The 26,398-nt window shown below is 58.6% G+C and carries 26 protein-coding genes; 12 read left to right on the top strand and 14 right to left on the bottom strand.

The genetic code is table 11. The features are described 5' to 3' along the window. Positions 1-83: 83 nt before the first annotated feature. From ABD919_RS08720 to ABD919_RS08735, 4 genes are all read left to right on the top strand, one after another. Positions 84-1,772, top strand: coding sequence for a pyruvate dehydrogenase complex dihydrolipoamide acetyltransferase (locus tag ABD919_RS08720; protein ID WP_345235607.1), 1,689 nt, complete (start codon positions 84-86; stop codon positions 1,770-1,772). 134 nt (positions 1,773-1,906) lie between these two features. Then, complete coding sequence (locus ABD919_RS08725) at positions 1,907-4,462, top strand: TonB-dependent receptor (protein ID WP_345235608.1); 2,556 nt, start codon at positions 1,907-1,909, stop codon at positions 4,460-4,462. Between the two features lie 182 nt (positions 4,463-4,644). Then, entirely contained in the window at positions 4,645-5,184 is a 540-nt protein-coding gene (gene hslV / locus ABD919_RS08730; RefSeq protein ID WP_345235609.1) for an ATP-dependent protease subunit HslV, read from the top strand. A gap of 118 nt (positions 5,185-5,302) precedes the next feature. Continuing rightward, entirely contained in the window at positions 5,303-6,274 is a 972-nt protein-coding gene (locus tag ABD919_RS08735) for a deoxyhypusine synthase family protein (protein ID WP_345235610.1), read from the top strand. A 72-nt stretch (positions 6,275-6,346) separates the two neighbouring features. Here the strand turns inward: ABD919_RS08735 and ABD919_RS08740 are convergent, their stop codons facing one another. From ABD919_RS08740 to ABD919_RS08755, 4 genes are all read right to left on the bottom strand, one after another. Continuing rightward, a complete protein-coding gene (locus tag ABD919_RS08740) occupies positions 6,347-6,664 on the bottom strand; it encodes a hypothetical protein (RefSeq protein WP_345235611.1) in 318 nt (105 codons plus the stop codon). A gap of 115 nt (positions 6,665-6,779) precedes the next feature. Further along, positions 6,780-7,160: a PH domain-containing protein gene (locus ABD919_RS08745; protein WP_345235612.1), complete on the bottom strand. Its 381-nt coding sequence runs from the start codon at positions 7,158-7,160 to the stop codon at positions 6,780-6,782. Positions 7,161-7,220: 60 nt separating this feature from the next. Next, a complete protein-coding gene (locus tag ABD919_RS08750) occupies positions 7,221-8,156 on the bottom strand; it encodes a DUF3667 domain-containing protein (RefSeq protein WP_345235613.1) in 936 nt (311 codons plus the stop codon). Between the two features lie 113 nt (positions 8,157-8,269). Further along, positions 8,270-8,593 carry a PLP-dependent transferase gene (locus ABD919_RS08755; protein WP_345235678.1) on the bottom strand — a complete coding sequence of 108 codons (324 nt, stop codon included), beginning with the start codon at positions 8,591-8,593 and terminating at the stop codon, positions 8,270-8,272. 174 nt (positions 8,594-8,767) lie between these two features. Here ABD919_RS08755 and ABD919_RS08760 point away from each other — a divergent pair, with 174 nt between their 5' ends. After that, positions 8,768-9,340, top strand: coding sequence for an OmpA family protein (locus ABD919_RS08760; RefSeq protein WP_345235614.1), 573 nt, complete (start codon positions 8,768-8,770; stop codon positions 9,338-9,340). Between the two features lie 98 nt (positions 9,341-9,438). Here the strand turns inward: ABD919_RS08760 and ABD919_RS08765 are convergent, their stop codons facing one another. From ABD919_RS08765 to ABD919_RS08785, 5 genes are all read right to left on the bottom strand, one after another. Next, positions 9,439-10,743: a cystathionine gamma-synthase family protein gene (locus ABD919_RS08765; protein ID WP_345235615.1), complete on the bottom strand. Its 1,305-nt coding sequence runs from the start codon at positions 10,741-10,743 to the stop codon at positions 9,439-9,441. Between the two features lie 280 nt (positions 10,744-11,023). Further along, complete coding sequence (locus tag ABD919_RS08770; RefSeq protein WP_345235616.1) at positions 11,024-11,200, bottom strand: hypothetical protein; 177 nt, start codon at positions 11,198-11,200, stop codon at positions 11,024-11,026. A 72-nt stretch (positions 11,201-11,272) separates the two neighbouring features. Beyond that, entirely contained in the window at positions 11,273-11,731 is a 459-nt protein-coding gene (locus ABD919_RS08775; RefSeq protein WP_345235617.1) for a hypothetical protein, read from the bottom strand. Between the two features lie 73 nt (positions 11,732-11,804). Next, the gene (locus ABD919_RS08780; protein WP_345235618.1) at positions 11,805-12,053 is read right to left on the bottom strand and encodes a hypothetical protein; all 249 of its coding nucleotides are present in this window, start codon (positions 12,051-12,053) and stop codon (positions 11,805-11,807) included. A 2-nt stretch (positions 12,054-12,055) separates the two neighbouring features. Beyond that, positions 12,056-12,970 (bottom strand): DUF58 domain-containing protein, encoded by a 915-nt coding sequence (locus ABD919_RS08785; protein ID WP_345235619.1) that lies wholly within the window; start codon positions 12,968-12,970, stop codon positions 12,056-12,058. A 289-nt stretch (positions 12,971-13,259) separates the two neighbouring features. Here ABD919_RS08785 and ABD919_RS08790 point away from each other — a divergent pair, with 289 nt between their 5' ends. From ABD919_RS08790 to ABD919_RS08800, 3 genes are all read left to right on the top strand, one after another. Next, positions 13,260-13,622, top strand: coding sequence for a DUF3276 family protein (locus ABD919_RS08790; protein WP_345235620.1), 363 nt, complete (start codon positions 13,260-13,262; stop codon positions 13,620-13,622). 223 nt (positions 13,623-13,845) lie between these two features. Beyond that, the gene (ychF, locus tag ABD919_RS08795) at positions 13,846-14,946 is read left to right on the top strand and encodes a redox-regulated ATPase YchF (RefSeq protein WP_345235621.1); all 1,101 of its coding nucleotides are present in this window, start codon (positions 13,846-13,848) and stop codon (positions 14,944-14,946) included. A gap of 123 nt (positions 14,947-15,069) precedes the next feature. Then, positions 15,070-15,579 (top strand): hypothetical protein, encoded by a 510-nt coding sequence (locus ABD919_RS08800; RefSeq protein ID WP_345235622.1) that lies wholly within the window; start codon positions 15,070-15,072, stop codon positions 15,577-15,579. A gap of 198 nt (positions 15,580-15,777) precedes the next feature. Here ABD919_RS08800 and ABD919_RS08805 read toward each other — a convergent pair whose 3' ends face one another. The 3 genes from ABD919_RS08805 to ABD919_RS08815 all read right to left on the bottom strand — a co-directional run bounded on the left by ABD919_RS08805 (position 15,778) and on the right by ABD919_RS08815 (position 20,543). Further along, on the bottom strand, positions 15,778-17,247 hold the full coding sequence (locus tag ABD919_RS08805) for a M48 family metalloprotease (RefSeq protein WP_345235623.1): 1,470 nt from the start codon (positions 17,245-17,247) through the stop codon (positions 15,778-15,780). A 198-nt stretch (positions 17,248-17,445) separates the two neighbouring features. Next, complete coding sequence (locus tag ABD919_RS08810) at positions 17,446-18,846, bottom strand: M48 family metalloprotease (RefSeq protein ID WP_345235624.1); 1,401 nt, start codon at positions 18,844-18,846, stop codon at positions 17,446-17,448. Positions 18,847-19,202: 356 nt separating this feature from the next. Then, entirely contained in the window at positions 19,203-20,543 is a 1,341-nt protein-coding gene (locus ABD919_RS08815; protein ID WP_345235625.1) for a type IX secretion system plug protein, read from the bottom strand. A gap of 502 nt (positions 20,544-21,045) precedes the next feature. Between ABD919_RS08815 and ABD919_RS08820 the strand changes: the two genes are divergently transcribed. Next, positions 21,046-21,279, top strand: a complete 234-nt coding sequence (locus ABD919_RS08820) for a hypothetical protein (RefSeq protein WP_345235626.1) — start codon at positions 21,046-21,048, stop codon at positions 21,277-21,279. A 135-nt stretch (positions 21,280-21,414) separates the two neighbouring features. Beyond that, positions 21,415-22,509 (top strand): hypothetical protein, encoded by a 1,095-nt coding sequence (locus ABD919_RS08825; RefSeq protein ID WP_345235627.1) that lies wholly within the window; start codon positions 21,415-21,417, stop codon positions 22,507-22,509. 250 nt (positions 22,510-22,759) lie between these two features. Here the strand turns inward: ABD919_RS08825 and ABD919_RS08830 are convergent, their stop codons facing one another. After that, positions 22,760-22,888 carry a hypothetical protein gene (locus ABD919_RS08830; protein WP_345235628.1) on the bottom strand — a complete coding sequence of 43 codons (129 nt, stop codon included), beginning with the start codon at positions 22,886-22,888 and terminating at the stop codon, positions 22,760-22,762. 4 nt (positions 22,889-22,892) lie between these two features. Between ABD919_RS08830 and ABD919_RS08835 the strand changes: the two genes are divergently transcribed. After that, on the top strand, positions 22,893-23,471 hold the full coding sequence (locus tag ABD919_RS08835; RefSeq protein WP_345235629.1) for a Crp/Fnr family transcriptional regulator: 579 nt from the start codon (positions 22,893-22,895) through the stop codon (positions 23,469-23,471). Between the two features lie 85 nt (positions 23,472-23,556). Next, the gene (locus ABD919_RS08840; protein ID WP_345235630.1) at positions 23,557-24,186 is read left to right on the top strand and encodes a hypothetical protein; all 630 of its coding nucleotides are present in this window, start codon (positions 23,557-23,559) and stop codon (positions 24,184-24,186) included. 238 nt (positions 24,187-24,424) lie between these two features. Here the strand turns inward: ABD919_RS08840 and ABD919_RS08845 are convergent, their stop codons facing one another. Further along, entirely contained in the window at positions 24,425-26,317 is a 1,893-nt protein-coding gene (locus tag ABD919_RS08845; RefSeq protein WP_345235631.1) for an ABC-F family ATP-binding cassette domain-containing protein, read from the bottom strand. Positions 26,318-26,398 lie beyond the last annotated feature (81 nt).

A 26,398-nucleotide genomic window follows, 5' to 3' on the forward strand; every position in this document is an offset into this window, starting at 1 on the left:
CCAGAAACTAGAACCCCCTAAGAATTGCGTGCCCAACTTTTCGGGCTAATTTTGGCGCTCTCAATTCCTAGCGCGATAATCTGATGGCCGAAATCATTAAAATGCCTAAAATGAGCGACACGATGACCGAAGGGGTTATTGCGTCCTGGCTCAAGAAAGTGGGCGACCAAGTAAAATCAGGGGATATTCTGGCCGAGGTGGAGACCGACAAAGCCACCATGGAGCTGGAAAATTATGAAGATGGTACCCTGCTCCACATCGGCCCTCAGCAAGGCGAAGCGGTGCCCGTTGATGGCCTGCTGGCCATTGTAGGCAAAGAAGGCGAAGACATTTCCGCCCTGTTGAATGGCGGCGCCGCGCCGGCGGCAGCCCCCGCCGAAGCCGCTCCGGCGCCCGCTCCTGCCGCTGAAGCCCCCAAGGCCGAAGCTCCCAAGCCTGCTCCGGCTGCCCCCGCCGCTCCTGCCAATGGCAAAAAGGCCGTGGTGGTGCGCATGCCCAAGATGAGCGACACCATGACCGAAGGCACCATTGCTTCCTGGCTGAAGCAGGTGGGCGACGCCGTGAAGTCGGGCGACATCCTGGCTGAGGTGGAAACCGACAAGGCCACCATGGAGCTGGAGAACTACGAAGACGGCATCCTGCTCTACACCGGTCCCAAAGCCGGTGAAGCCGTGGCTGTGGATGGCGTGCTCGCCATCATCGGCGAGGAAGGCGCCGACGTGCAGGCCCTGCTGGGCGGGCAGAGCGGTGGTGCCCCGGCGCCGGCCGCAGCTCCTGCTGCCGCTGATGCGCCGGCCGCTGCCCCCGCGGCTGCCGCGCCGCAGGCGGCCGAAGCTGCTCCGGCAGCTGGCAACGGCCGCATCTTTGCCTCGCCCCTGGCCAAGAGCATTGCCCGCGAGAAAGGCATAGACCTGGCCCAGGTGAAGGGCAGCGGCGACAACGGCCGCATCGTGCAGCGCGATGTGGAGAACTTCCAGCCCGGTGCGGCTTCGGCTGCCAAGCCTCAGGCCGCCCCTGCTGCTGCGCCGGCCCCGGCGGCTGCTCCGGCTCCGGCCGCCGCCCCCGCCCCCACCGCCCCGGCCGCGGTCGAAGGCACCTACACCGACACGCCCGTGTCGCAGATGCGCAAGGTGATTGCCAAGCGCCTGTCGGAAAGCCTGTTCACGGCCCCGCATTTCTATCTCACGATGGAAATCAATATGGACCGCGCCATGGACGCCCGCGTGAAGCTCAACGAGCTGTCGCCGGTGAAGCTTTCCTTCAACGACATGGTGATTAAGGCCGCGGCCGTGGCCCTGCGCCAGCACCCGGTGGTAAACTCCTCCTGGCTGGGCGACCGGATTCGGCAGAACAAAGTCATCAACATCGGCGTGGCCGTGGCCGTCGACGAAGGCCTGCTGGTGCCGGTGATTCGCACCGCCGACCAGAAAGGGCTGGCCCAGATTGCCGGCGAGGTGAAAGAGCTGGCCGGCAAGGCCAAGAGCAAGAAGCTGCAGCCGGCCGAGTGGGAAGGCAGCACCTTCACCATCTCCAACCTGGGCATGTTCGGCATCGAGGAGTTCACGGCCATCATCAACCCCCCGGATGCCTGCATCCTGGCCGTGGGCGGCATCAAGCAGACGCCCATCGTGAAGGACGGGCAGATTGTAATCGGCAACATCATGAAGGTGACCCTGAGCTGCGACCACCGCGTGGTAGACGGCGCTACCGGCGCGGCCTTCCTGCAAACGCTGAAAGGCCTGCTCGAAGACCCCATGCGTATGTTGATTTAAAAGGATATCAGCTAAGCACTGAGCTTATTAAAAAAACCAGCCCATACCGGCTGGTTTTTTTTATTGCCGATTACAGTAGCTTGCGTCCTTGTAAGAAGACCATATTCGTTCCTAAAACTTTTCCAATGCAAGGCATGAAATCAACTTTACTTGTCCCGCTGATTTGCCTGAGTGCCAGCGTTGCCTGGGCGCAGAGCGGCCGCAGTGTATCGGGCCAGATTCTCGACCAGCAGGGGCGCCCCGTGATTGGCGCCACGGTGGTAGAGAAGGGCACCAACAACGGCACGGCGACGGGCGGCGACGGGCGCTTCACCCTGCGCACGCGCACTGAGCAGGCCCGCCTGGTGGTCAGCTCCCTGGGCTACGCCACGCAGGAAGTGGGCGCCGATGGCGAAGGCCTGAGCATCAAGCTCGCCGAGAGCAGCACCAGCCTCGACGCGGTGCAGGTGGTAGGCTCGCGCAGCCAGAACCGCTCCGTGACGGACTCGCCCTCGCCGGTCGACATCATCGACCTGCGCGAGGTGACTACCAAAACCGGGCAGCTCGACGTGAACCAGCTGCTGCAGTTCGTGGCTCCGTCCTTCAACTCCAACCGGCAGACCGGCTCCGACGGGGCCGACCACGTAGACCCGGCCAGCCTGCGCGGCCTGGGCCCCGACCAGACCCTGGTGCTGGTGAACGGCAAGCGCCAGCACCAGTCGGCCCTGGTCAACCTGTTCGGCTCGCGCGGCCGGGGCAACACCGGCACCGACCTGAACGTGATTCCGGCCGCCGCCATCGAGCGCATTGAGATTCTGCGCGACGGCGCCGCGGCCCAGTACGGCTCCGATGCCATTGCCGGCGTCATCAACATCGTGCTCAAGACGTCGGTAAAGGAGCTGACGGCCAACGTCAACTACGGCGCCTACGACGCTAAGTACCGTTTCGACAACGAGCGGTTCGACGGGGGCAACTTCAACGCCAACGTGAACTATGGCCTGGGGCTGGGGGAGAAGGGCAGCTTCGTCAACCTCACCCTCGACTACAACAAGCGCGAGCACACCCAGCGGGCCAACGTGCCCGTGGGACCTGACGGCCTGGCCCGGCGCGAGTACGGCGACCCGGAAATCAGCAACGCCTCGGCTTACCTTAACTCCAAGTTCGCACTCAGCGACAAGGCCCACGTGTACGTATTTGGCGGGATGAACAAGCGCAAGGGCGACGCCTACGCCTGGACGCGTAAGGCCGACGATGAGCGCAACGTGCCGGCCATCTACCCCAACGGCTTTGACCCCATTATTACCAGCGACATCTGGGATGCCTCGGCCGTGGCCGGCGTGCGCACCGCCCTGGGCGAGTGGGAGCTGGACCTGAGCAACAACTTCGGCTCCAACCGCTTTCACTACGGGGTGCGCAACTCCCTGAACGTCTCGCTGGGGGCCAGCTCGCCCAGGTCCTTCGATGCCGGCGGCTTCCAGCTACAGCAGGACGTGGTGAGCCTGGGGCTGACGCGCAACTACAAAACCGTGCTGCAAGGCTTCAACCTGGCGGCCGGCGCGGAGTGGCGGCGGGAGTGGTATTCGCTGTTTGCCGGCGAGGAGAAGTCGTACCGCAACTACGACCCCGACGTGACCGGCGGCTCCCAGGGCTTCCCCGGCTTCCAGCCCAGCGACGTGATTAAGGCCCAGCGCGACAACTTCGGCGCCTACCTCGATGCCGAGCTGAGCGTCACCCAGCGCTGGCTGCTGGCCGCCGCCCTGCGCTTCGAGAATTACAGCGACTTCGGCAGCACCCTCAACTACAAAGCCTCGACGCGCTTCAACGTGACCGACTTTCTGACGGTGCGCGGCACCTTCAACACCGGCTTCCGGGCGCCCTCGCTGGCCCAGGTCAACTTCAACTCCACCTTCACCAACTTCGTGGGCGGCAACGCCGTGGAGGTGCTGCTGGCCCGCAACAACAGCGCCGTGACGAAAAAGCTGGGCATCCCCAGCCTGAAGCAGGAAACTTCCACCAGCGCCAACCTGGGCTTCACCAGCCGCCTGGGTAAGTCGCTAAGCCTGACCGTGGACGGCTACTACATCAAGGTGCGCGACCGGGTGGTGCTTACCTCCCAGTTCAGCTCCGACGACCCCGTGATTGGCTCCGACCTGCAGGCCCTGAACGTCAACCAGGCCCAGTTCTTCGCCAACGCCGCCGATACCCGCTCCCTGGGCCTCGATGTGGTGCTGAACCACGTAGCCACCTTCAGCAGCAGCCGACTAAGCTCCACGCTGGCCGCCAACTTCAACGACCTGACCATCGACCGGGTACAGACCTCGGGCCGCCTGGCCGGCCGCGAGGACGACTTCTTCGGCCCCCGCGAGCAGGCCTTTGTGAAAGCTTCGGCACCGCCGTCCAAAATCAACCTGACCTTCGACTACCAGGTGAGCAAGTTTGGCCTGCTGCTGCGCTTCGTGCGGTTTGATAAGGTCATGCTGCGCGACTGGGATGGCGAGCCCATGCGCTACGACGCCCGCATCACCACCGACCTGACGGCGAGCTATGCCCTCACGCCCCACCTGCAGCTGGCCGTGGGCAGCTCCAACCTCTTCAACGTGTACCCCACGCTGTTTGACCCGCAGCGCACCGAAACCGGTGGCGCCTGGGACCCCGTGCAGATGGGCTCCAACGGCCGCTTCATCTTCACCAAGCTGCAGGCCCGGTTCTAGGCCGGTCTACAGTTGAGCGTTAAAAGTGAAAAGTGAGGAGTTAAAAGGCAGAACGTCTTTTAACTCTTCACTTTTCACTTTTAACTGCAAGCGGCCGGACGGTTTGCTAAGCAGCAGGGCGTAATTTTGCCATCCGGCCCGGCCTCTTGCTGGGTCGTTGCCCGCTACCTGATACTCGCTAAATGACCATAATTCGCTCCACTACCGTGCTTGGCGTGCGCCACAACGGCGAAATTGCCCTCGGCGCCGACGGGCAGGCTACCATGGACAAGCACGTGGCCAAAAACAACGTGCGCAAAATCCGCAAGCTGCAGGACGGCAAGATTGTGACCGGCTTTGCCGGCTCTACCGCCGATGCTTTCATGCTGCTCGACAAGTTCGACGAGAAGCTGGGCGGCTACGGCGGCAACCTCAAGCGGGCCGCCATCGAGCTGGCCAAGGAGTGGCGCAAAGACCAGTACCTGCGCAAGCTTGAAGCCATGATGGTGGTGGCCGATAAAAATGAGCTGCTCATCATCAGCGGCACCGGCGACGTGCTGGAGCCCGACTCCGACGTGGCCGCCATTGGCTCCGGCGCCATGTTTGCCCAGGCCGCCGCTCTGGCCCTCAAGAAGCACGCGCCCCACCTCACGGCCCGGCAGATGGTGGAGGAAGGCCTGCATATCGCGGCCGACATCTGCATCTATACCAACCACAACCTCATTGTGGAGCAGCCGGTATAGAAAAGTTGGTTGTCAGTTGTTCGTTGTCAGTTGTCAGGTCGTTCTGATAAAGCTGACGCGAGAACAGCCCTGACAACTGACAACGAACAACTGACAACTAAAACACTGAAAACCCACCATGCACGTAACCAATTTCATCAAGCACCACTTCCGCCACTTCAACGCCGCCGCCCTCGTGGATGCGGCCGATGGCTACAACAAGCACCTGGCCGACGGCGGCAAGATGCTGATTTCGCTGGCCGGCGCCATGAGCACCGCCGAGCTGGGCATTCAGCTGGCCGAGATGATTCGGCAGGACAAGGTGCACATCATCAGCTGCACCGGCGCCAACCTGGAAGAGGACATCTTCAACCTCGTGGCCCACGACTTCTACGAGCGTATCCCGAACTACCGCGACCTGACCGCGGCCGACGAGCACGAGCTGCTCAAGCGCCACCTCAACCGCGTAACCGACACCTGCATTCCGGAAGAGGAAGCCATGCGCCGCCTCGAGCACGTGGTGCTGAAGTTCTGGGAAAAGGCCGACAAGGCCGGCGAAAGCTATTTCCCCCACGAGTTCTTCTACCAGATTCTGCTCTCGGGCGAGCTGGAGCAATACTACCAGATTGACCCCAAAAACTCCTGGATGCTGGCCGCCGCCGAGAAAAACCTGCCCATCGTGTGCCCGGGCTGGGAAGACTCCACGCTGGGCAACATCTACACCGGCCACGTAATGACCGGCGACATCAAGAACGTGCACACCATGCGCACGGGCATTCAGTACATGATGTTCCTGGCCGACTGGTACACCGAAACCGCCACCGAGGAAGCCAAAATCGGCTTTTTCCAGATTGGCGGCGGCATCGCCGGCGACTTCCCCATCTGCGTGGTGCCCATGCTGCACCAGGACCTGCAGCGCCACGACGTGCCGTGGTGGGGATACTTCTGCCAGATTTCGGACTCCACCACGTCGTACGGCTCCTACTCCGGTGCCGTGCCCAACGAGAAAATCACCTGGGGCAAGCTGGGCGAGCACACGCCCAAGTTCATCATCGAGAGCGACGCGACGATTGTAGCGCCGCTGGTGTTTGCCATCGTGCTGGGGCAGTAACCGACGCCTGTGGAATAGCCAAAGAGCCTGCCGCTTCAATAGTGGCAGGCTCTTTTGTTTGCTGTGTAATAGCTAGTCAAATGAAAATTTGCCGCCAGGCGCTTTACCGAAAAAGACTTCTTCGATAAAAGCAATGGCAGCCTCATACTCACTACTCCACCAAGGCCCTATTTCAATCGAATTCTCAGCATTGTCATCCCATAATAAAATGACTTCGCCGCTTGGCTCCAGCTGAACAGAAAACTGCACTGGGTCATCCTCATAATAAGCCCAAACGTCACCCTGCTGGGAGCCTTGAGGCTGGAAAAACCGGAAGTTTGAAAGTATTCCTGGGAAGTGAGAATCTAGCTTCTCAAATAAATGCTTCCCAAAACCCGAGTAGCGAGCCATAGATTCTGCCAGGGTTTCTTCCTTGAAATTTATTTCTACGGGAAGAAGTCGATGCCGCTGCCTGCTAAGCAAGATGAATTGAAGCAAGTGGTCTTCGCCTTACATACGCCTGTCTTTACCCCAGCACGTGCTGGGCCAGCACCCGCTGCACGTCGTAGATGTTCACGGCGGAGGTAAACTTCTTCACGATGCTGGGCTGCAGCTCGCTCGACACCCAGATTTTCAGCTCGGCGTCGAGGTCGAAGTGGCCGGCGGTTTCGATGCTGAAGCGGGCAATGCTTTTGTAGGCCACCGACAGGTACTCCACCTTGGAGCCGGTGATACCCTGCTTATCCACGAGGATAAGGCGCTTGTTGGTGAAGATGAATACGTCGCGCACCAGCTTGAAGCCGATTTCGATGGCTTCGTTAGGAGCCAGCAGCTTGCCGTAGTCGTTTTGTAAGTCGGCCGGCTTTACGGTGCTGGCGTTTTCGAGCAGGGAGGAAAAGAAGCCCATTAGAAGGTCTTGGAATTAAGTACGCGGATAAAGTGACGCAGGCCAGCGGCTATGCACTGCTTAGTGCCGGGCGGGAGCCGGCTGCTCGGTTTTTAGCGGCTTTTTGCCAAACTTGGCTTTGAATTCGGCTTTAAGGGCCGGGTCCTGGTTCATCAGGGAGATGACAAAGTAAATGATGAGCGCGAAGCCCGCCACCCACATTACCAGCAGATGCAAGAGGGCCGTGCTCAGCGCCCGGACCCAGCGGCGGGCAGCCGAGAGCGGCGTAGCAGACAGCATCTGCAGATACACCCAGACGGGATACACCACGGAGGGCAGCATGCCCAGCATGGGAATCACTAGCACATGTTTGGTCTCCCGCATCAGCCACATAAGCGGCGTCATAACCAGCAACGACGGTACCGAGAGCGTACCCATAATGAAGGCCTGGCTGAGCAGCATCTCGGCGTAGTTGTAGCGCGTAGCCCGCAGCAGCCAGCGGGCCAGCAGGGCATACACCGGCAGCAGCACCATGTACACCAGCGTCGGGAGCTTAGTGAAGGTGTTCATGTACCGGTCCATAGCCAGGCTGATTACCTTGGGCATTTCCGCCGCCCGTTCCGGGGGCAGGGGCTGCAGGTTCAGCATCGACATGGCCAGGGCCGATACCCCCCCGATGAGCAACAGGTAGGAGATGGGCCGGAAGTGCCGGGCCCGACGGCCGGCCATGTACTCGGCAATAGTGGCGCCTGGCCGGGTGAGCATCGCGCGCAGCGTGTAAAGCAAGCCCTTGTCGACGTGCCATATCGAGTGCGGCAAGTCGTGCAGCAGCAGCGAGCGCAGCGTGAAGCGGTGGGTGTGGTGCACATCCTGCCCGCAATGCCCGCAGAAGTGGTCAGGAACCGGCGTGCCGCAGTTGAGGCAGGCCGGCGCGAGGGTATCAGTAGCAGGCAGGTTGTGTACCGTATGTGCCAGCTCGGGCGCGATGCTAACCGCTTGGGCAGAGGTTGTTTTCATTAGCGAAAGGAAGAATCATGGAAGCGAAAGATAAATGAAACCAGGATAGAAATAATAAAAGCCCGCTGCTTTTTGGCAGCGGGCTTTAAGAAGAAAAGACTTACCGATAAGGCTTACGCCATTTCCATCGCTGGTACCCCCATGCCCACGGCTGCAAAGGCCTGCTCGAGGTCGAGCATGATGTCCCGCGGGTCTTCCACCCCAATGCTGAGGCGTATCATCTGGGGCGTGATGCCCATCTCGCGCTGCTCGCAGAGCGTAATGTCGGAGTGCGTCATGGTGCCGGGGTGCTCGGCCAGGCTTTCGGTGCCGCCCAGGCTCACAGCCAGCTTGATGAGCTTCAGCGCGTTGAGGAAGCGGAAGGCTTCGGCCTCGCCGCCCCGAATGTCGAAGGAAATAGTAAGTGAAACATTATAGATACGGTACGGAGCTGCCAGGCAAACCGCTGCTTGCTGAAGAGGCTGCTCACCGTGCGAAAAGGTAGTTCAGAGCAGTTTGCTGGTGCCTTGTTCCAGCCCGTTAGCTGAAGCGGCTGCCGGCTAAGCTGAACTTTGGTCCTGAGGGAGCGTAACCCTTTAATATCATTCTTTCCACTCCATTCCACCTGCCTTATGAAAACGCCCGTTCTTTCGCTGCTGCTTGCCGCTGCCTCGTTGCTGACCAGCTGCGACAACCTCAACAAACCGAAAACCCTGAATGAGCCCAGTGAGGCTACTGCCGACACTGCAGTGGTTTACCGCAACGACTTCGACCTGCGCAACGTCCAACTCACCGAGGTGAAGCTGCCCGAAGTAAAAACGCCCGGTACCACCGTGCGGGGCGACGCCAACTACCAGGTGTATTCCCTGGACGAAACCGTGCTGTTCGACCTCGACAAGGCCGCCATCCGTCCCGGTGCTGCCAAGGCCCTCGATGAAATCCTGGCCTCCATCAACCAGCGCTACACCGGCAAAGACATCCGCGTGATGGGCTTCACCGACTCCACCGCCTCGGCCAGCTACAACATGGACCTGGCTAAGCAGCGGGCCGAAGCCGTGAAAAGCTACCTTACCAAATCCGGTAAAATTCCCGCCGACAAAGTCACCACCGAAAGCTTTGGCCAGCGCCAGCCCGTGGCCACCAACGCCACGCCTGAAGGCCGCCAGAAAAACCGCCGCGTGGAAATTGTGGTGCGTACGAAGTAAACAGTAGACTGTCAATATCAAAAGAGCCTGCCGCTGAGGAAGCGGCAGGCTCTTTTAATTTGTGTGACGGTGCTTTTATTGGTGTGTAAAGCAAACGCTTACGCCATTTCCATCGCTGGTACCCCCATGCCCACGGCTGCAAAGGCCTGCTCGAGGTCGAGCATGATGTCCCGCGGGTCTTCCACCCCAATGCTGAGGCGTATCATCTGGGGCGTAATGCCCATCTCGCGCTGCTCGCAGAGCGTGATGTCGGAGTGCGTCATGGTGCCGGGGTGCTCGGCCAGGCTTTCGGTGCCGCCCAGGCTCACAGCCAGCTTGATGAGCTTCAGCGCGTTGAGGAAGCGGAAGGCTTCGGCCTCGCCGCCCCGAATGTCGAAGGAAATCATGGAGCCGGGCGAGAGGCAGTGGCGGCGGTAGATGTCCTGCTGGGCGGGGTTGTGCTCGAGGTGGGTGAGGTAGTAGGTGCGCTCCACCAAGGCGTGCTGCCGCAGCCAGTCGGCAATAACCTGGGCGCTCTGGGCGGCGCGCTCCATGCGCAGCTTCAGGGTTTCGAGGCTGCGCATCAGCATCCAGCCTGTGTTGGGGTCGCACATGGTACCCATGAAGGTGCGCATGGCCTTGATTTCCTTCATCAGGGGCTTGCTGGCCAGGGCGGCGCCGGCAATCAGGTCGGAGTGCCCGCCCAGGAACTTGGTGGCCGAGTACAGCACCACGTCGGCGCCGTGCTTGAGGGGGTGCTGAAACACCGGGCCCAGGAAGGTGTTGTCGACCACTAGGCGCACGGGCTTGTCGGGGGTGCCGAAGCGGCGGGCTAGGGCGGAGCAGGCTTCCAGGTCCACCAGGTGGTTGGTGGGGTTGGCGGGCGTTTCCACGAAAATCATGGCCAGGCGGCCCGGCTCAATGGCCGCGGCCTGGGCTTCCATCTCGGCGGGCGTGGCGGTGGGGCGGAAGCCCACAGCCGTGATGCCGAACTTGCGCAGCACGTTTTTCAGGAAGAAGTCGGAGCCGCCGTACACCGGCTCGGAGTGCAGCACCACGTCGCCGGGCTGCAGCAGGGCCAGCAGGGTGGTGCTGATGGCGGCCATGCCGCTGGCGAAGGAAGCGGCATCTTCGGCGCCGTCCCAGAGGCAGAGGCGCTGCTCCAGAATCTCCAGGCTGGGGTTGTTCAGGCGGGAGTAGATGAGGCCCATCTCCTCGCCGGGGTCGGCCTGGCGCAGGCCGTAGGCCAGCTCGAAGAAGGACTTGCCTTCCTCGGCGTTTTTGAAGACGAAGGTGGAGGTTTGGAAGATGGGCGGCTTGATGGCGCCTTCGCTCCAGGCCGGCGTGTAGCCGTAGCTCATCATCAGGCTTTCCGGGCGCAGGCTTTGCCCGCCAATCTGGGCGTGGTCGTGGGAGGTGGACATAATAGAGTGTTGGGTGGGAGGGGAGATACGGAGCACGAAGGTAGAATTTTTACCGCTGAGGCCGAGGGAAAAACCACCGTTTTCACTCTGGCCGGGCAGAGGGAAAGGCTTTCCTGCAATCGATTGCAGTGCCAACGCACAATAGCTCAGGCTATAGCGGCTTGCTACGGTAGGAGCCATATTCCTTGGTCACAAAAGCGCACTCAGCCGGACGCCCGCACGAAAAAGCCCCGCCTCGGTCAGGAGGCAGGGCTTTTTTGTGCGGGCGCCGGGGGCGCAGCTATTTCGGGCCAGCGGACGTTTTGCTGCGGTAGGCATCAATCTGCTGCCGCAACACCGATAGTAAGGTTCCGTAGCGCTGACGCGCTTCCTGCTTGCTTTCAAGGGCTTGCAGGCGTTTGTTCATTAAGTCGGAAAAGTCTTCCCGGGAGTAAACCAATTTACGAGCGGCTGTCACGGTGCAGAAAATAAAAAGGCGAGGGGAGGGGCTAGTCGTTGCGCTGTGCACGTGCTAACTCAAACTTAAGCACTAAAAACGGAACAAGGGCCGCTCGGGGTTCCAAATGCCCCAGGGAATCATAATCAGAATAAGTAGCAGCGCAATACCGAAGTAAGTAAAGGCTTTTTTGTGCTTCACCACGTCGTCGCTGGCTTTCTTCGACAGGCTGCGGCCTACCTGGGCCAGCACCGCGGCCAGCAGCATCACGGCAATGTGCTCCATCTTAAAGAAGCGCACTTCCGTACGGGCGGCAGCTTCCATGGCGGCGCCCGCGGCCCGCGACGGCCAGTTGCCCATAAAATACAGCAGCAGCCCCAGCAGCACCTGCAGGTGAATGGAGCCTACAAAGCTGGCCCCCATGCCATTGTCGGCCCCCACGTAGGGGCGGCGGTTGCTGTAGCCGGTATAGGCGCGGTACAAGGCAATCAGGCCAAAAACCAGTACCAGCCAGCGGGTGTAGGAGTGAATTACAAGTAAGGTGTTGTACATGGTGAGCGAGTGTGAGTGTAGCCGCAAAGGTAGGGCCCGCGGTAGTTGTGCCAGCCTGCGTAGCCCGGGTGCCCTACGTACTGGGCGGAGTGGCCGGCAGGCTAGCGGCAGCTCGTGCCGCCCCGGCCGCAGCCTGCTTTTCCTCCCGCAGCTGCTCGCGGATGCACAAGCCCAGAATAAGAAATACCGACACGAAGGGCAGCAGCAGCCCCAGCAGAAACCAGCGCCAGAACGAGCGGCCGTAGCTGCTGGCGATGTAGGCCGTGAGCAGGGGAAAGAGGAGGGCAAAAAAAGCCCACAGGGCAAGCAGGTCAAACAGCATACCTACCGCCCTTTGCCGCGCTTCACCAGGTAGGCGTAGAGCACCTTTTCGAAGGGCTCGCGCACATCCACGGGCACGAAGTCGATGCGCAGCTGCCCGCAGCGCAGGGCCAGCTCCTGCTCGTAGGCCGTCATGGCGGCGCGGTACTGCTCGCGTATCTGGGAGGGCTGCAGCTTGATTTCCAGGCCCGTCTCCACATCCTCGAAAATGTAGGGCCGCTCGCTGAAGTTGAAGTCGGCCTCGGTGCTGCGGTCGAGCACGTGGAAGAGCAGCACTTCGTGGTGCTGGTGCTTGAGGTGCTGCAGCGCCGCCAGGGCCGCGTCCTGCTCCTGCTTGCCCTTGCCCAGCATGTCGCTGAACACAATCACCAGCGAGCGTTTGGGAATCTGCTGGGCAATGGTGTGGATGACGCCGGCCACATCGGTGGTCGCGCTGCGCGGGGCCGGGGCGCGGTCGAGCAGCTGCTGCAGCACCAGCAGCAGGGTGTGGCGGTGGGTGGAGGTGGAGCGTACCGGCGTTTGCAATTCCACCTTGTCGGCGAAGGTGACCAGGCCCACGGCGTCGCGCTGCCGCGTAAGCAGCGTGGTGAGCGCCGCCGCCGCCAGAATGCTGAACCGGAGCTTGTCGTAGCCCGGCGCGGGGTAGTACATCGAGGGGCTCACGTCGAGCAGGATGTGGCAGCGCAGGTTGGTTTCTTCCTCGTAGCGCTTCACAAACAGCTTGTCGGTGCGGGCAAACACCTTCCAGTCGAGGTGGCGCGTGCTTTCGCCGGGGTTGTAGAGGCGGTGCTCCGAAAACTCCACCGAAAAGCCGTGGTAGGGCGACTGGTGCAGGCCGGTGATAAACCCATCCACCAGCTGGCGGGCCAGGAATTCCAGGTTTTCGAAGGAGCGGATGGAAGCGAGGTCGAGGGGCATGGGCGGGAAGGCTATTTCAGATTATAAAGAACGTCATGCTGAGCTTGCCGAAGCATCTCTCCGGCAGCAGTAATCCAGTCAAAAGAGTTTACTCTCCTGGTAGAGATGCTTCATCCCTGGCTTGATGCGCCACATGTTCAGCATGACGTTCTTTTTACTTTGTCGGCTGCTAACACGCTGCACAAGCCAGGCGTTTATATTTGTTCGGTCTTGTGCAAGTTTTGCGTAAGTTAGGCCCCAGAATCAACCGACCTTTTCTATTTCCCACTCATACCCAACCCCTATTCCCGTGGACGACCGTCACGACCAGGAAGAAATTTATTCCCAACGCATCAAGGCCGGCAAGCGCACGTACTTCTTCGACGTGAAGGCCACCCGTGGACAGGACTACTACCTGACCATCACCGAAAGCAAGCGCCGACAGAACGGCGACGACTCGGTGTCGTACGAAAAACACAAAATCTTCCTCTACAAGGAAGACTTCCTCAAGTTCGTGGACGCCCTGCAGGATGCAGTGGACTACGTGCGCGAGGAGCTGCTCACCCCCGAGGAAGTAGCCGAGCTCGACCGCCCGCGCGACTTCGACGAGCGTGACCCCCGTGAACGCGACCGGCCCGCCTACGACCCCAACCGTAGCGACGACCGGTACTAACCTTAGTTACCCACACCCTCCCATAACCAAAGCACCCGCGGCGCGGATGGACCTGTACAGGTCCGTTCGCGCCGTTTTTGCGGTACCGCGGACTCGGTGAGTCCGCGTGCTGGTCGGCCGGGTATCGTTCAGACGCGCGGACTCGCAGAGTCTGCGGTACGTACCTTTGCAGCGAATTGTGACCAACTCATAATTCATAACTCTGAACTCATAACTCCAAAAAATGGGCCTCCGCTGCGGAATCGTGGGCTTGCCAAACGTTGGCAAATCCACTCTGTTTAATGCTTTATCGAACGCCAAGGCCGAATCGGCCAACTACCCGTTCTGCACCATCGAGCCCAACGTGGGTGTCATTACCGTGCCCGATGAGCGGCTGCAGGTGCTGGAGCAGCTGGTGAACCCCAAGCGCGTGGTGCCTACCATCATCGAGTTTGTCGACATCGCCGGCCTGGTGAAAGGCGCCAGTAAGGGCGAGGGCCTGGGCAATAAGTTTCTGGCCAACATCCGCGAGGTTGATGCCATCATTCACGTGGTGCGCTGCTTCGAAGACCCCAACATCGTGCACGTAGCCGGCGGCGTCGACCCGGTGTTCGACAAGGACGTCATCGACACCGAGCTGCAGCTCAAAGACCTCGAGAGCGTGGAGAAGAAGCTGCAGAAGTCGGAGCGCAGCGCCAAGGCCGGCGATGCCGTAGCCAAGAAGGAAGTAGCGGCCCTGCAGCGCTTCAAGGCCGCGCTGGAAGGCGGGCAGAACGCCCGCGCCGTGCAGGCCGCCGAAGACGAGCTCGAAGCCATTGCCGACCTGCAGCTGCTCACCATCAAGCCCGTGATTTACGTGGCCAACGTGGACGAGGCCAGCATTGCCACCGACGGCAACAAGCACGTGGAGGCCCTGCGCCAGCACGTAAAAGTGGAAAATGCCCAGGTGGTGCTGGTGTCGGCCGCCATCGAAGCCCAGATTGCCGAGATGGAAGACCCCGAGGAGAAAGCCATGTTCCTGGGCGAGTACGGCCTCACCGAGTCGGGCCTGAACAAGCTCATCCGCGCCTCCTACGAGCTGTTGAACCTGATTACCTACTTCACCGCCGGCGTGCAGGAAGTGCGCGCCTGGACTATTCACCGCGGCGACAAGGCGCCCGCCGCCGCCGGCGTCATCCACTCCGACTTCGAGAAAGGCTTTATCCGCGCCGAGGTGATTAAGCTGGCCGACTACCAGGAGTTCAAGACCGAGGTGAAAATCAAGGAAGCCGGTAAGATGGCCGTGGAAGGCAAGGACTACGTGGTGCAGGACGGCGACATCATGCACTTCCGGTTTAACGTTTAGTCTGAACCACGGATTAGCTGCGCTGAACTTCGTTTGACACGGATTTTTCGGATTACACGGATTTTGTAGACATAATTTAAAGCCCCGGTCGTTGGTACGGCCGGGGCTTCTTATTTCTTTTTTATGAAAATTGGCAAGACTGGCTTATTCGCCTTCTGCGCAGTTGCTCTATGCACTATGACTTCTCAGGGCCCCAAGAAACCATTAAAAGCCAAACAAGCCCCGCGACTTTATACCCTACGGGAATACCATGAAGAATGTACCGAATGCGGCGATTTTCAAATTGACAGCGGTAAAGTAATAATACCACTTCATATGCGGGAGACGTTTATTAACCAAGCGCTTAAATCACGCAGGATGCGAGGTAGGTCAAAAGAGGAAATAGCTGATTTTTATAAATCCCGAGGATATACGGCTGGGTTACGCCTGGAAAGTGAGGAAGCCTTCGACTCCTTATTCTTGCTACCTGGGCACAGCCGGGGTGATACACTTAAGAACAAGTACGGGGTTGTTTACCCGTGGGACTTCGAAAGGCAATACCGTGTAACCGGTATGGTAACAGGTATGCAGTGGCCTTACCTCCAATTCAAGGTCATCAAAGCTGTTTTGCTTCTCGACCCCAGAAAATATTAGCAAACAGTAGGCCTAGCACCCCACCACCTTATAAAATGTGCCCACCCCAAGCTTATCCGTTAGCTGCATGCCGATTCTCCTTAGTCATACATGCAAAAGGCCACCCGCAAGGGTGGCCTTTTTTATCAAGTAGCATTTCTGAAAATCGTCTACAAAATCCGTGTAATCCGAAAAATCCGTGTCAATCCGTGGTTCAGACTACCGCCCCACCACCTTATAGAACGAGCCCACGCCTAGCCGGTCGGTGAGCTGCATGCCGTTGAGGATGGCCATTTCTTCATGGCGGGCCTGGGGCACGCCCTGCTGGGTGAGGGCCTGGGCCAGCGTGGTGCTGAGCTGGGCGGTTTTGATTTTGATGCGCTCGGGCTGGCGGTTGAGCTTGTCAGCGTCGGTGAGGCGCTGGAAGCCGGCAGCGGTGTTAGTGAAGGTGGCGGTGTAGTTGGGGAAGTCGGCCGGGGCCGACACACCGAGCAGGGCGTAGATGGTTTTGCCGTCCTGGATGACGTGGCCCAGCACGCGCACGCCGGCCACCTGCTGCCCGGTTTGCTGGTCCTGCTGCACCTGGTCGGCGGTGAAGACCATGGTGGGGAAACCGTTGATGGTGGTGCGGCGCGAGTCAATCAGCTGCAGGTTAAGCTGCTTGTTGATGCCCAGCGTGGCCTCGTCCACGCTGTTGCCGGGGGCGGTGGTGAGAATAAGCAGGGCCTTGCCGGCGGGGTCGGCCATCTGAAACTGCTGGGGCGTGTTCTGGTGCTTCCAGCCCTGGGGCACGGGAAACTGGAATTTCAGCTCGGGGTGGTAGAACATGCTGTTCTCCACGAAGCCCTGCTTGGGGTCTTCGCCGTACACCAGCCCGTCGATGAGCTTGAGGTACTGGTCGCGGTTGACCACCATCTTGGTGCTGGGCGAGGCGTTTTTCTGCTTCCACTCAGCCGCCAGCCTTTTCACGGTGTTGTACCGGTCTTCGGGGTTGGGGTGGGTGGAGAGGAAGTCGGGAATGGCGCCGGCACCGGACTTCTGCTGCTCGCGGGACAGAGTCTGGAAGAAGTCGGCCATCTGGCTGGCGTCGTAGCCGATTTGGGAGGAGTAGGCCACGCCCAACTCGTCGGACTGCCGCTCGGCGTCGCGGCCAAACTTGAGGAAGAGCAGCTGCATGCCCTGCATGGCCTGCTGGCCAAACTCGGCCACGCGGGGCGAGAGTATCATGGCCCCAATCAGGCCTACCTGTCCGAAAATGGCCTTGGTTTGCTGCTGGGCAGTGTGCCGGGCCGTGATGTGGCCAATTTCGTGGCCCAGCACGCCGGCAAACTGGGCCTCGTTGTTGAAGTGGGCCATGATGCCGCGGGTGAAGTACACGTAGCCGCCGGGCACGGCAAAGGCGTTGATAACCGGCGAGTCGACAATCTTAAACTGGTACTTCAGGTTGCGGCGGTGCGAGATGGCCGCCATCTTCTGGCCTTTGTCGTCGATGAAGTTTTGCAGCTTCTTGTCGGGGTACAAGCCAAACTGCGCGGTGACGGCCGGGTCCGACTGCTGGCCCATGGCCACTTCCTGGCTTTCCGAGACCAGGGTAACCTCTTTCTTGCCCGTTACTGGATTGGTAGTGCAGGAGTTGAGCAGCAGCAGAACAGATAGGGCACCGCCGCTAAGGCGCAGGGAAGTATTCATGAGAAGGCGAAAAGGTAAATCAGCATATCCGGCTCGTCATACAAACGCAGCTTAGCAAAGCAGGTTATAAGTAGCAGCCGGGCGGCGGGCATAACCGAACAGAACAAAGCCCGCCGCACCGACTAAGTCGTACAAGGGCGGGCTTTGCTTTAAATAGCGCTAAGAAATTAGTGGCAGCTAATCTGCACGGGCGTCAACCTAGCGGGCCACCACCTTGTAGAGCTGGCCAGGGCTGAGGCGGTCGTTGCGCTGCATGCCGTTGAGAATGGCCAGCTCTTCGTGGCGGGCCGCCGGCACGCCGGCCGCCGACAGGGCCTGGGCCAGGGAGGTGGCACCGGCCGCTGCTTTGATGCGGATGCGCTCGGGCTGGCGGTTGAGCTTGCTGGCATCGGTGAGGCGCTGGAAGCCCTGGGCCACCCGGCTAAACGTGGTGGCGTAGGTGGAGTAAGCCGAGGGTGAAGTCAGACCTACCAGGGCGTAGATGGTCTGCCCGTCCTGAATGAGGTGGGCCAGTACGCGGGCCCCGCCCTGCTGCCCTTGCTGGGCGGGCTGGTCGCCCTGAATGGCGATGGCCGGGAAGCTGTTGATGGTCGTTTTCTGGGCCTGGGCACCCTGCAGGCTCATCTGCTTGGCCAGCGACTGAGCGGCATCTTCCAGGGAGCTGCCCCCGCCGGCCATCAGCACCAGCATCGCCTTGCCGTTGGGCTCGGCCATCTGGAACTTGTCGGGCGAGTTCTGGTGCTTCCAGCCCTGGGGCACCGGAAACTGGAACTTCAGCTCGGGGTGGTAGAAGGCACCACCTTCCACAAAGCCCTGGCGCGGGTCGTTGCCGTAAGCCAGGCCGTCGATGGCCCGCAGGTACTGGTCGCGGTTTACGGCCAGGGTGCCGCCGGTTTGCTGCCGGGCCTGGGCGGCGAGGTTCTTAACGGTTTTGTACCGGTCGCCGGAGTTGGGGTGCGACGACAGGAAGGTAGGCACCGAGCTGCCACCGCTCTGCTGCTCGTTGCGCTGCAGGGTTTGGAAGAAGTCGGCCATGTGGCTGGCGTCGTAGCCGATTTTGGTGGAGTACTTCACCCCCAGCTGGTCGGCTTCGCGCTCGTCGTCGCGGCCGTACTTGAGAAACAGCACGCCCAGGCCCTGCTGGGCAATGCCGCCCACGGCCTGCGTCACGCGGGGCGCCACGATGGAGCCCAGCAGCAGGCCGATGCCGGCGGCCGTGGACCGGCGCTGCTGGCTCTGCCCGTGCCGGGCCGTGATGTGGCCCAGCTCGTGGCCCAGCACGCCGGCAAACTGGGCTTCGCTGTTGAAGTGGGCCATGATGCCGCGGGTGAAGTACACGTGGCCATCGGGCGTGGCAAAGGCGTTGATAACCGGCGAGTCGACGATGGTGAAGCCGTAGTTGCCGGGGCGGTCCGATACCTGCACCATGCGCTGGCCTTTATCATCGATGAAGGACTGCAGGTTGCTGTTGTCGAGCAGGCCAAACTGCGCAATCACCTGCGGGTCGGGCTTGGGGCCTTGCATCACCGAGCTGGTGAAGCCCGCCAGGGGCAGCAGCAGGGCCTTGAGGGGCAGGCCTCTGAAAAAAGATAGGTTCATGGTTGTAAGCGGAAAGGCCGCGCCACAGGCGGCGCGGTGGTTGGGCTTACAAACGAGTGGGAGAGGGAGCGGGTTGGGACCAGGTGATGAGGTAATGAGGTGAGGAGGTGGTTTTGGTGATGAGGTGATGAAGGCAGAGCATAACTCCCCTCCTCAGATGAGGAGGGGACGCTAAGCCGCAGGCTTAGCTGGGGTGGTTGACTCCGCTAGAACAACATCCGAACGATAAATGCCTGAACAACTCTTTCTGCCGGCGCAGACGCCCTGACCACCCCAATTTTCGCTGAAGCGAAAATATCCCTCCTTGGTAAAGAGGGGAGTTTCGTTCTGTCCTCCTCACCTCATTACCAAACCACCTACTGCCGGTTGTTCATGGTCACGGCCTGGTAGCCAATGAGCAGGTCGGCGCGGGTGCCGGGCGGGCGGTAGTACACCAGCAGGTCGTACTGGTTTTCGGTTTGCTGGTGGCTGCCCTCGAAGTACACTTCATTGGGGGCCTTGCCAGCGCCCTGTCCCACGGCGAAGCTGTAGTTGTAGTAGCCTTGCTTGAGCAGGGCCGTGCCGGTGTACAGGCCCTGGGCCTCGTCGTAGGCCAGCTTGAACTCGTCCTTCAGCTGCCAGTCGCTGAGGGCGCCCAGCACATATACGGGGCCTGGCGCAGGCTGGGGCGTGCGCAGCTGAAAGGTCACGTTGGCGTAGTCGGCGTTGGTGCGGCCGTCGCCAAACTCGCGGCTTTCGAACACGCGCTGCCCATTGGCGTCCTGGTACTGGTTGTAGGCCAGGGTGCCGCGGGGCGTTTCCGGCACCAGCGTCACGGCAGTGGGGGCGGTGCGGGTGTTAATGCTCTGCACGCTCAGACCGGCGGCCTGAATGGAGCGGGTATCAAAGAAGCGGTACTCGCTCAGGCCGGGAAAGGCATTCTCGAAGTTGAAGTACTGGTATTCGAGGCGGCGGTCGGCGTCGCGCACGAAGGTGGGGCGCAGGTTATACTTGGCATTGTCCCAGCGGAAGTTCTGACGCAGCACCACCTTCACCTCGGCGGCGGGGTTTACCAGCTGCACGCCGCCGTAGCCCACGGCAAAGTCGAGCTGCTGCATGGTGTAGCGCTCCTGCCCGCCCACCACGATGCCCGGCTTGAGGCTTACCTGCACGCGGTTTTCGTACACCAGCAGGCGGCGCGACACCAGCGGCACGCCGGCCGAGGTTTGGACCACCAGCAGGTAGTTGCCGCTGAGTTTCACGCCCGGGGCCCGCATCCGGTAGTGGAAATAAGGCGTTTTGCCGCCCACGCCGGTGCGGTAGTCGGTGATGAGAAACTCGTTTATCTCGCTCAAAAACTGCATGTCGGTCAGCACCGAAGGCTGCCAGTCGACGTCGCAGTGCACGAGTTTGGCCAGCAGGCGCTGGCTTTGCCCGCCCAGCACGTCAAACTCCAGCGTAATGGCCTGGCTCTGGCCCAGCGGCACCACCGGCGGCTGAAATACTTCGGTGTTGACGCCCGTGGCCACGTAGCACTGCACGCTTTTCACGCTGGGGTCGTACACGTAGTCCTGGTAGCGGATGGTTTTGTCGGCGTAATACTCCGGCGCTTTCTGGCCGGGCGCGCTGGCCGTGCCATTGGGGTCGGTGATGGGCGTGCCCAGGGGCACGCAGGCGGTAGCCAGAAGCAGGAGGGGAAGGGCAAGGGGGAAGCGCATGCTGCGAAAGTACAGCCGGCCGCAGTTTGTCTTAGCTGGTGGGCTGAACCGATGGAATAGAAAGAAATGGTTGCGACAGCTGAACAGCGGCCGGTACGCAGGCGGGAGTGAGGGGCAGGGCGTTGCCTTATTCTGCTGGTCGCAGGCCTCTGGCACAGCCTCGCGCAGAGCCAAGCAGCAAAAGCCATAAGCTCAGGAAGCACCGCTGCCAACGGCAGGCAAGACATGGCCTGGCACAAAACGGTTTTGATAGCCACCGGCTTTTACTTCTGGGGTTCAGCTATATGTTTGTACCATAAAATCTGTTGGCCTTTTGCCCTCAGAATAATAAAGCCCGCTTCTTGCTCCGATGACTATACTCGCCAAATGGATAGTGGTTCTTTTTGGGCTTTTTCTGATTGGAGCGGGCTTCCTTATGCTGTTTGCACCAAAAAAGGCGCGGCATATTCTGTCCAGGGCCGGCAGTACCAACCTGATTAATTACGCCGAAATAACAATTCGAATGATTCCGGCTGCCGGACTGATTTTGTACGCCGACTACTCAAAGTACCCGGACGTTTTTAAGGTGCTGGGGTGGTTTATGCTGGGTACTTCCCTGATGTTATATATCATTCCGCGGCGCCTGCACTATGGCTACTCGCATAAATGGTCGGTACTCATTAAACCCCTGTACTTTCAGCTGATTTCACCTTTCTCGTTTCTGTTTGGCGGCGCTCTTATTTATGGGGTGATGTAGCCGGCAGCCAGCAGCTACATTTGACGCTGCTGGCCCCTGCAGCCGGCCCAGGACTTTCTGAAGCCCACCGTTCAGGCTCTGTAGTAAAAAATTGATAGCAACAGTAAACAGTGCGTCCTGGCCAGGATTTAAAGTATGGATGAGGTTTTGAAATCGTTTGAGAAAACTGTAAATACCAAGCACAGTGTCGGCTTTACTCCTAAATACAGCGAGAAATTCAGGACGAGCGTAAACAGTACTGTTTTTATCGCCATTACTGAAAAGACTCTAGAAAAGCTGAATTGGGACTTAGTATATAAAGACGATAGTAACGTCGAGGCGAAGCGCAAAGTCAAATCCCTGGGGTTTGAGCAGTACACCGAAGCAATAACAATAAGCTATGAAGCAGGGGAGGTGACGGTCAAAAGTGAGTCGCTGGGCAACGAGATGTGGGATTTGGGAAGAAATTCAAAAAGGGTAAAGCTCTTCATCTACGCATTCGAAGAAACCCTTAAAGCCTTTGACGGGGCATCATTAAAAGAGCTTGAAGAAGAAACTGAGAAAAAGAATAAATGGAATGATTACGTTATTCCTGAGGCATTGCCACAGCCTGTAGCAACGAAAGCTCCCAACTTTATAATTGTAATTGCTGGCGGGCTGGCTGTTGCCCTTATTTTAGGGTTTGTGCTGGCATTTATTTCTATAAAAGGCGTGTATATAATCGGCCTTTTTGAATTCTTAGTCGCACTGGTAATTGCTTATGCGCTGAAACATCTAATCAAGCTCTCCAACTTCACCGACTTCAGTAAGCTGCAGTATCTGCTCCTGGCAATAGTGATTTTAACTTATCTGTCGAACCAGTATTTTCAGTATGAAATCCTTACTGGTCTGCATAACTTAGACAGAATCGGTTTTGGGGAGTTTATGAAAATGAGGCTCTCGGCAGGCTTAACCATTAATAAGCTGAATACCGGTTGGATAGGCCTGCTGATAAGCTGGGTAGTTCAAATTGGTTTAACACTGCTAATCGCATATCCGAGGGTAGCATCTGCTTTTACCAGCTATTTAATTGAGAGAGTACCGCTTGAAGTAGTGGACTTTGCCTTTTATCATCTTGTAAAGGAGAAATCGGAAGAGGAGGTGAGAGCAGAGCTCTCCCGGAAAGGATGGTCAGACGTAAAAAATCAAGACGAGGTGTTTGAAGCCATTGTCGGGCTGCAGAACGCAGTTGAGCTTAACAGAATTAAGTAGGAATCGATTCTGGCCAGCGGTAGCTTGGTAATAGAAGGGGGTGGGCTGGGTTACACTACTAAGCCCGGGAACCGCTCTGCTTGAACAATGCCGATGATGCTGGCAAAAGTCATTAAAAAGGCGCTGCTCGGGAAGGAGCAGCGCCTTTTTAATAGTATTTAATGGCGAAGGCGGCTATACCAGCTGCTCCCCGGCGGCCGTCTGGACGGCCCACGCCCCAGCCCCAGGTGAAAGGCTGGCAGAAGCAACACTATTGAGCTGACGGATAGCCCGGCACCTGATTACCTTTACTGAGCAGTGTCGCTGCCAATACCACACCTGACAGCAAGCCTTTTAAGTTGATGGCAAGTGTAACAGACAACAGTAATAACAGCAGCAAAACAATGAAGGATATACTGTTTGGCTTTATAGAGAGATACGTTTCTCTGACAGAGGAAGAGAAGGTGGCAATACTCTCCTTGGACATCTTCCGCACGGTGAAGAAAGGGGAAACTTTACTTAAAGAAGGTCAACTATCAGACGACAGCTATTTTGTTTTAAAAGGATGCATCCGTAAATATTACATCATAGACGGTGAAGAAAAAACTACTGCTTTCTTCACGGAGATGGACGCCTTAACCCCTCATTGCGTTATAAGCAATGCGCCTTCGGAGTATTTTATTGGCTGTGTTGAAGACTGTATTCTTATTGTTTCAAACTCTGATATGCAGGAAGAAACAAACAGTAAGTTTCCGAAATTTGAAATAATGTGCAGAATGCTGTCGGAGGAATTGTTGGCCAAGCAACAAAATGCTTTTGATGAGTTCAAAACTTCTTCACCAGAGCAACGATACCTGAACTTGATACAAACAAGACCAGACCTCATTCAGCGCGTTCCACAACATCAATTAGCAAGCTATTTAGGTATTAAGCCACAATCATTAAGCAGGCTAAGGGCGAGAATCTTTGAAAAAAAGAGCTAATACGTATTTCTTAACTTAAGTGAACGAGCTACGGTAGCCCGTCAATCTACTTTTGCCGCATCATTTTACCTAAACAAGTAAAGGAATGCAAAAGAAGATTGTATTCATCGGTTTCGCCTTAATGGCGTCAAGCACGCTACACGTTAAAGCACAGTATGCTAAAGCTGACAGCACTCACAAACGCTGGTTCGTTGGAACCTCTCTCTTTGTTCTGTTAGGTAACCTTGATACAGAAAACCCGCCCAACTTCGCTCAACTCAATATAGGCTATCGGGTTACAGGAAGAGATGTAATCGCCTTTGCTCCAAAAACCTGGAAATATGCCTGGCCAAATGGTATTCATCCATTTTTAAGCAAAGCCTACAAAAAGCCAGAAGAAAGATTTCCGGGCTATGTTCGGGAGTATGGCGTAACAGCGTCTTACACACGATTTTTATGGAAAGGCTTGTATGCCCAGCTTGATGTAATGCCTACCTGGCAAATTTTTGTGAATGACAACGGTAAGAAAATTGATGATGGCTTTCAGGTTTTCAATTCATACCGTGTTGGTTATCACATTAAGCTCTTCAAGGACAAATTTTTCTTTCAACCATCCGTTTGCATGACTCATCGTGCTTATCATACAGAATTGCCCGATGGATTTAAACAGCTGGATGATAAATGGTCTAAATTTGTATTTCCCGAACCAGGGCTTAATATCGGGTTTAATTTTTAGTGGTTTAGCGAGAAATTATTAAGCTAACAGCAGCCACCCAAGGCGGCGGTGCAGTGGTTAAGCCAAGCTTAGTGTATCTATCAAAGGTCAGGCTTGCCTGAGAGTGAAGTGCTTCAAAATCGTCACCTGCGGGTAGCTGCAACCAGTCCGCCCGCAAGTCGTCCGCTGGCGTAAATATAAAACGGCGCTGCTCCCACCAGGGAACAGCGCCGTTTGCATTCAATGCTGTAAGAGCCAGTTACATTAGCTGCTCCCAGCGCGCCGTCTGAGCGGCCAGCTCCTTTTTCACGGCCTCGAACTTGAGGGTGGTGTCCTTGAGCTGGGCGGCGTTGGAGTAGATGCTGGAGTCGGCCAGCTGGGCTTCGTAGGTGGCCAGCTCCTTTTCCAGGGCGGTGATGCGGGCCTCTACCTCCTGCAGCTCGCGGGCGGCTTTCTTGGCCTCGTTGCTGTTGTTCTGAGCCGGCTTGGGCTCCTCTTTGGGCAGGGGCTTGGGCGCCGAGGGGCTGGGCAGGCCGGCTTTCTTGGCGGCTTTCTCCCGGTCTTCCTGCCACTGCTCGTACTCCACGTAGGTGCCGGGGTACTCTTTCAGCTGGTAGTCTTCGATGTACCAGATTTTGGTGGCCACATTTTCCACGAAGTAGCGGTCGTGGCTGATGACGATGAACGTGCCCTCGTACTGCTCCAGGGCCTGAATGAGGATGTTTACCGACACCATATCGAGGTGGTTGGTCGGTTCGTCGAGCAGCAGGAAGTTGGCCTCGGAAATCAGGGTTTTGGCCAGGGCCACACGGCTTTTCTCGCCCCCGCTCAGCACCTTGATTTTCTTGAACACCTCGTCGCCCGTGAACAGGAAGGAGCCCAGCACCGAGCGCAGCTCCATCTCGTTGCGCTTGGAGCCGGCCTCGTTCATCTCCTGCAGGATTTCGTTGTCCACGTTCAGGCTTTCGAGCTGGTGCTGGGCATAGAACGACATGATGACGTTATGGCCCAGCTGGTGCTTGCCGGCGGTGGGGGCCTCGGTGCCGGCCACCAGGCGCATCAGCGTGGACTTGCCCTTGCCGTTGGCGCCGATGAGGGCGATTTTGTCGCCCCGCTCGATGTGCACGTGGGTGTCGCGGAAGATGAGCTTCTGGTCGTACTTCTTCGTGACGTGCTCCATGCGCAGGATGTGCCGGCCGGGCTCCACCTTGAACTGGAACTTCATGTTAATCTTGGCCGCGTCCTGGGCCACGTCTTCGATGCGCTCCAGCTTGTCGAGCATCTTCACCCGGCTCTGGGCCTGCTTGGCTTTGCTGGCCTTGGCCTTGAAGCGCTCAATAAACCGCTCGGCCTGGCGAATCTGGGCCTGCTGGTTTTCGAAGGCGCCCTTCTGAATCAGGTTGCGCTCCTCCTTTTCTTCGAGGTAGAAGGTGTAGTTGCCGGCGTAGGGCACCAGCTTGCCGCCGGTTACTTCCACGGTGGTGTTGGTGGTGCGGTCGAGGAAGGCGCGGTCGTGCGATACGATGATGACGGCGCCTTCGTAGTCGGCCAGGTAGTTCTCAATCCACTTGATGGAGGGCAAGTCCAGGTGGTTGGTGGGTTCGTCGAGCAGCAGCAGCGAAGGCTGCTGCAGCAGGATTTTGGCCAGCATCACGCGCATGCGCCAGCCCCCGGAGAAGGTCTTTAGCGGCTTCTGCAGGTCTTCGGTCGAAAAGCCCAGGCCTTCGAGGATTTCCTCGGCCTTGGCCTGCATGGTGTAGCCGCCCAGGGCCTCGAACCGCTCCTGCATGCTGGCCAGCTTGTCCACCAGCTCGTCGGTGTAGTTGGTTTCGAACTCCAGCAGCACTTCCTCAATCTTGCCCTGCAGCTCCAGGGCTTCCTCGAAGGCCTGCATGGCCACGGTGAGGATGCTTTCGTGGGTTTCATAGCTGAGCAAATCCTGGTTGAGGAAGCCCAGGCTCACGTCCTTGCTCATGGAGATGGAGCCGCCGTCGGGCTTGTACTCGCCCACGAGCAGGCGCAGCAGGGTCGACTTGCCCGTGCCATTCAAGCCAATCAGGCCGATTTTGTCCTTGGGCTTGATGTGCAGGCTGGCGCCGTCGTAGAGGGTGCGGGAGCCAAAATGGAAGTCGAGGTCGGAAATTGAAATCATTGCGCGAAGGGTATCGGGGGCAAAGATACTAAACCCCACGCGGGCAGATTTTGCTCCCGGGCGGGGAGGGGGGCGCAGGCA

The sequence above is a fragment of the Hymenobacter saemangeumensis genome (genome assembly GCF_039541835.1).
Taxonomy (GTDB): domain Bacteria; phylum Bacteroidota; class Bacteroidia; order Cytophagales; family Hymenobacteraceae; genus Hymenobacter; species Hymenobacter saemangeumensis.

Coding starts and splice junctions, on each gene's coding strand:
- ABD919_RS08735 (WP_345235610.1), top strand. CDS start 5,303: ATGCACGTAACCAATTTCATCAAGCACCACTTCCGCCACTTCAACGCC.
- ABD919_RS08835 (WP_345235629.1), top strand. CDS start 22,893: ATGAAGGATATACTGTTTGGCTTTATAGAGAGATACGTTTCTCTGACA.
- ABD919_RS08820 (WP_345235626.1), top strand. CDS start 21,046: ATGATTCCGGCTGCCGGACTGATTTTGTACGCCGACTACTCAAAGTAC.
- ABD919_RS08815 (WP_345235625.1), bottom strand. CDS start 20,543: ATGCGCTTCCCCCTTGCCCTTCCCCTCCTGCTTCTGGCTACCGCCTGC.
- ABD919_RS08750 (WP_345235613.1), bottom strand. CDS start 8,156: ATGAAAACAACCTCTGCCCAAGCGGTTAGCATCGCGCCCGAGCTGGCA.
- ABD919_RS08825 (WP_345235627.1), top strand. CDS start 21,415: ATGGATGAGGTTTTGAAATCGTTTGAGAAAACTGTAAATACCAAGCAC.
- ABD919_RS08810 (WP_345235624.1), bottom strand. CDS start 18,846: ATGAACCTATCTTTTTTCAGAGGCCTGCCCCTCAAGGCCCTGCTGCTG.
- ABD919_RS08725 (WP_345235608.1), top strand. CDS start 1,907: ATGAAATCAACTTTACTTGTCCCGCTGATTTGCCTGAGTGCCAGCGTT.
- ABD919_RS08765 (WP_345235615.1), bottom strand. CDS start 10,743: ATGTCCACCTCCCACGACCACGCCCAGATTGGCGGGCAAAGCCTGCGC.
- ABD919_RS08780 (WP_345235618.1), bottom strand. CDS start 12,053: ATGCTGTTTGACCTGCTTGCCCTGTGGGCTTTTTTTGCCCTCCTCTTT.
- ABD919_RS08805 (WP_345235623.1), bottom strand. CDS start 17,247: ATGAATACTTCCCTGCGCCTTAGCGGCGGTGCCCTATCTGTTCTGCTG.
- ABD919_RS08845 (WP_345235631.1), bottom strand. CDS start 26,317: ATGATTTCAATTTCCGACCTCGACTTCCATTTTGGCTCCCGCACCCTC.
- ABD919_RS08760 (WP_345235614.1), top strand. CDS start 8,768: ATGAAAACGCCCGTTCTTTCGCTGCTGCTTGCCGCTGCCTCGTTGCTG.
- ABD919_RS08800 (WP_345235622.1), top strand. CDS start 15,070: ATGAAAATTGGCAAGACTGGCTTATTCGCCTTCTGCGCAGTTGCTCTA.
- ABD919_RS08840 (WP_345235630.1), top strand. CDS start 23,557: ATGCAAAAGAAGATTGTATTCATCGGTTTCGCCTTAATGGCGTCAAGC.
- ABD919_RS08745 (WP_345235612.1), bottom strand. CDS start 7,160: ATGGGCTTCTTTTCCTCCCTGCTCGAAAACGCCAGCACCGTAAAGCCG.
- ABD919_RS08775 (WP_345235617.1), bottom strand. CDS start 11,731: ATGTACAACACCTTACTTGTAATTCACTCCTACACCCGCTGGCTGGTA.
- ABD919_RS08785 (WP_345235619.1), bottom strand. CDS start 12,970: ATGCCCCTCGACCTCGCTTCCATCCGCTCCTTCGAAAACCTGGAATTC.
- ychF (WP_345235621.1), top strand. CDS start 13,846: ATGGGCCTCCGCTGCGGAATCGTGGGCTTGCCAAACGTTGGCAAATCC.
- ABD919_RS08720 (WP_345235607.1), top strand. CDS start 84: ATGGCCGAAATCATTAAAATGCCTAAAATGAGCGACACGATGACCGAA.
- hslV (WP_345235609.1), top strand. CDS start 4,645: ATGACCATAATTCGCTCCACTACCGTGCTTGGCGTGCGCCACAACGGC.
- ABD919_RS08740 (WP_345235611.1), bottom strand. CDS start 6,664: ATGGCTCGCTACTCGGGTTTTGGGAAGCATTTATTTGAGAAGCTAGAT.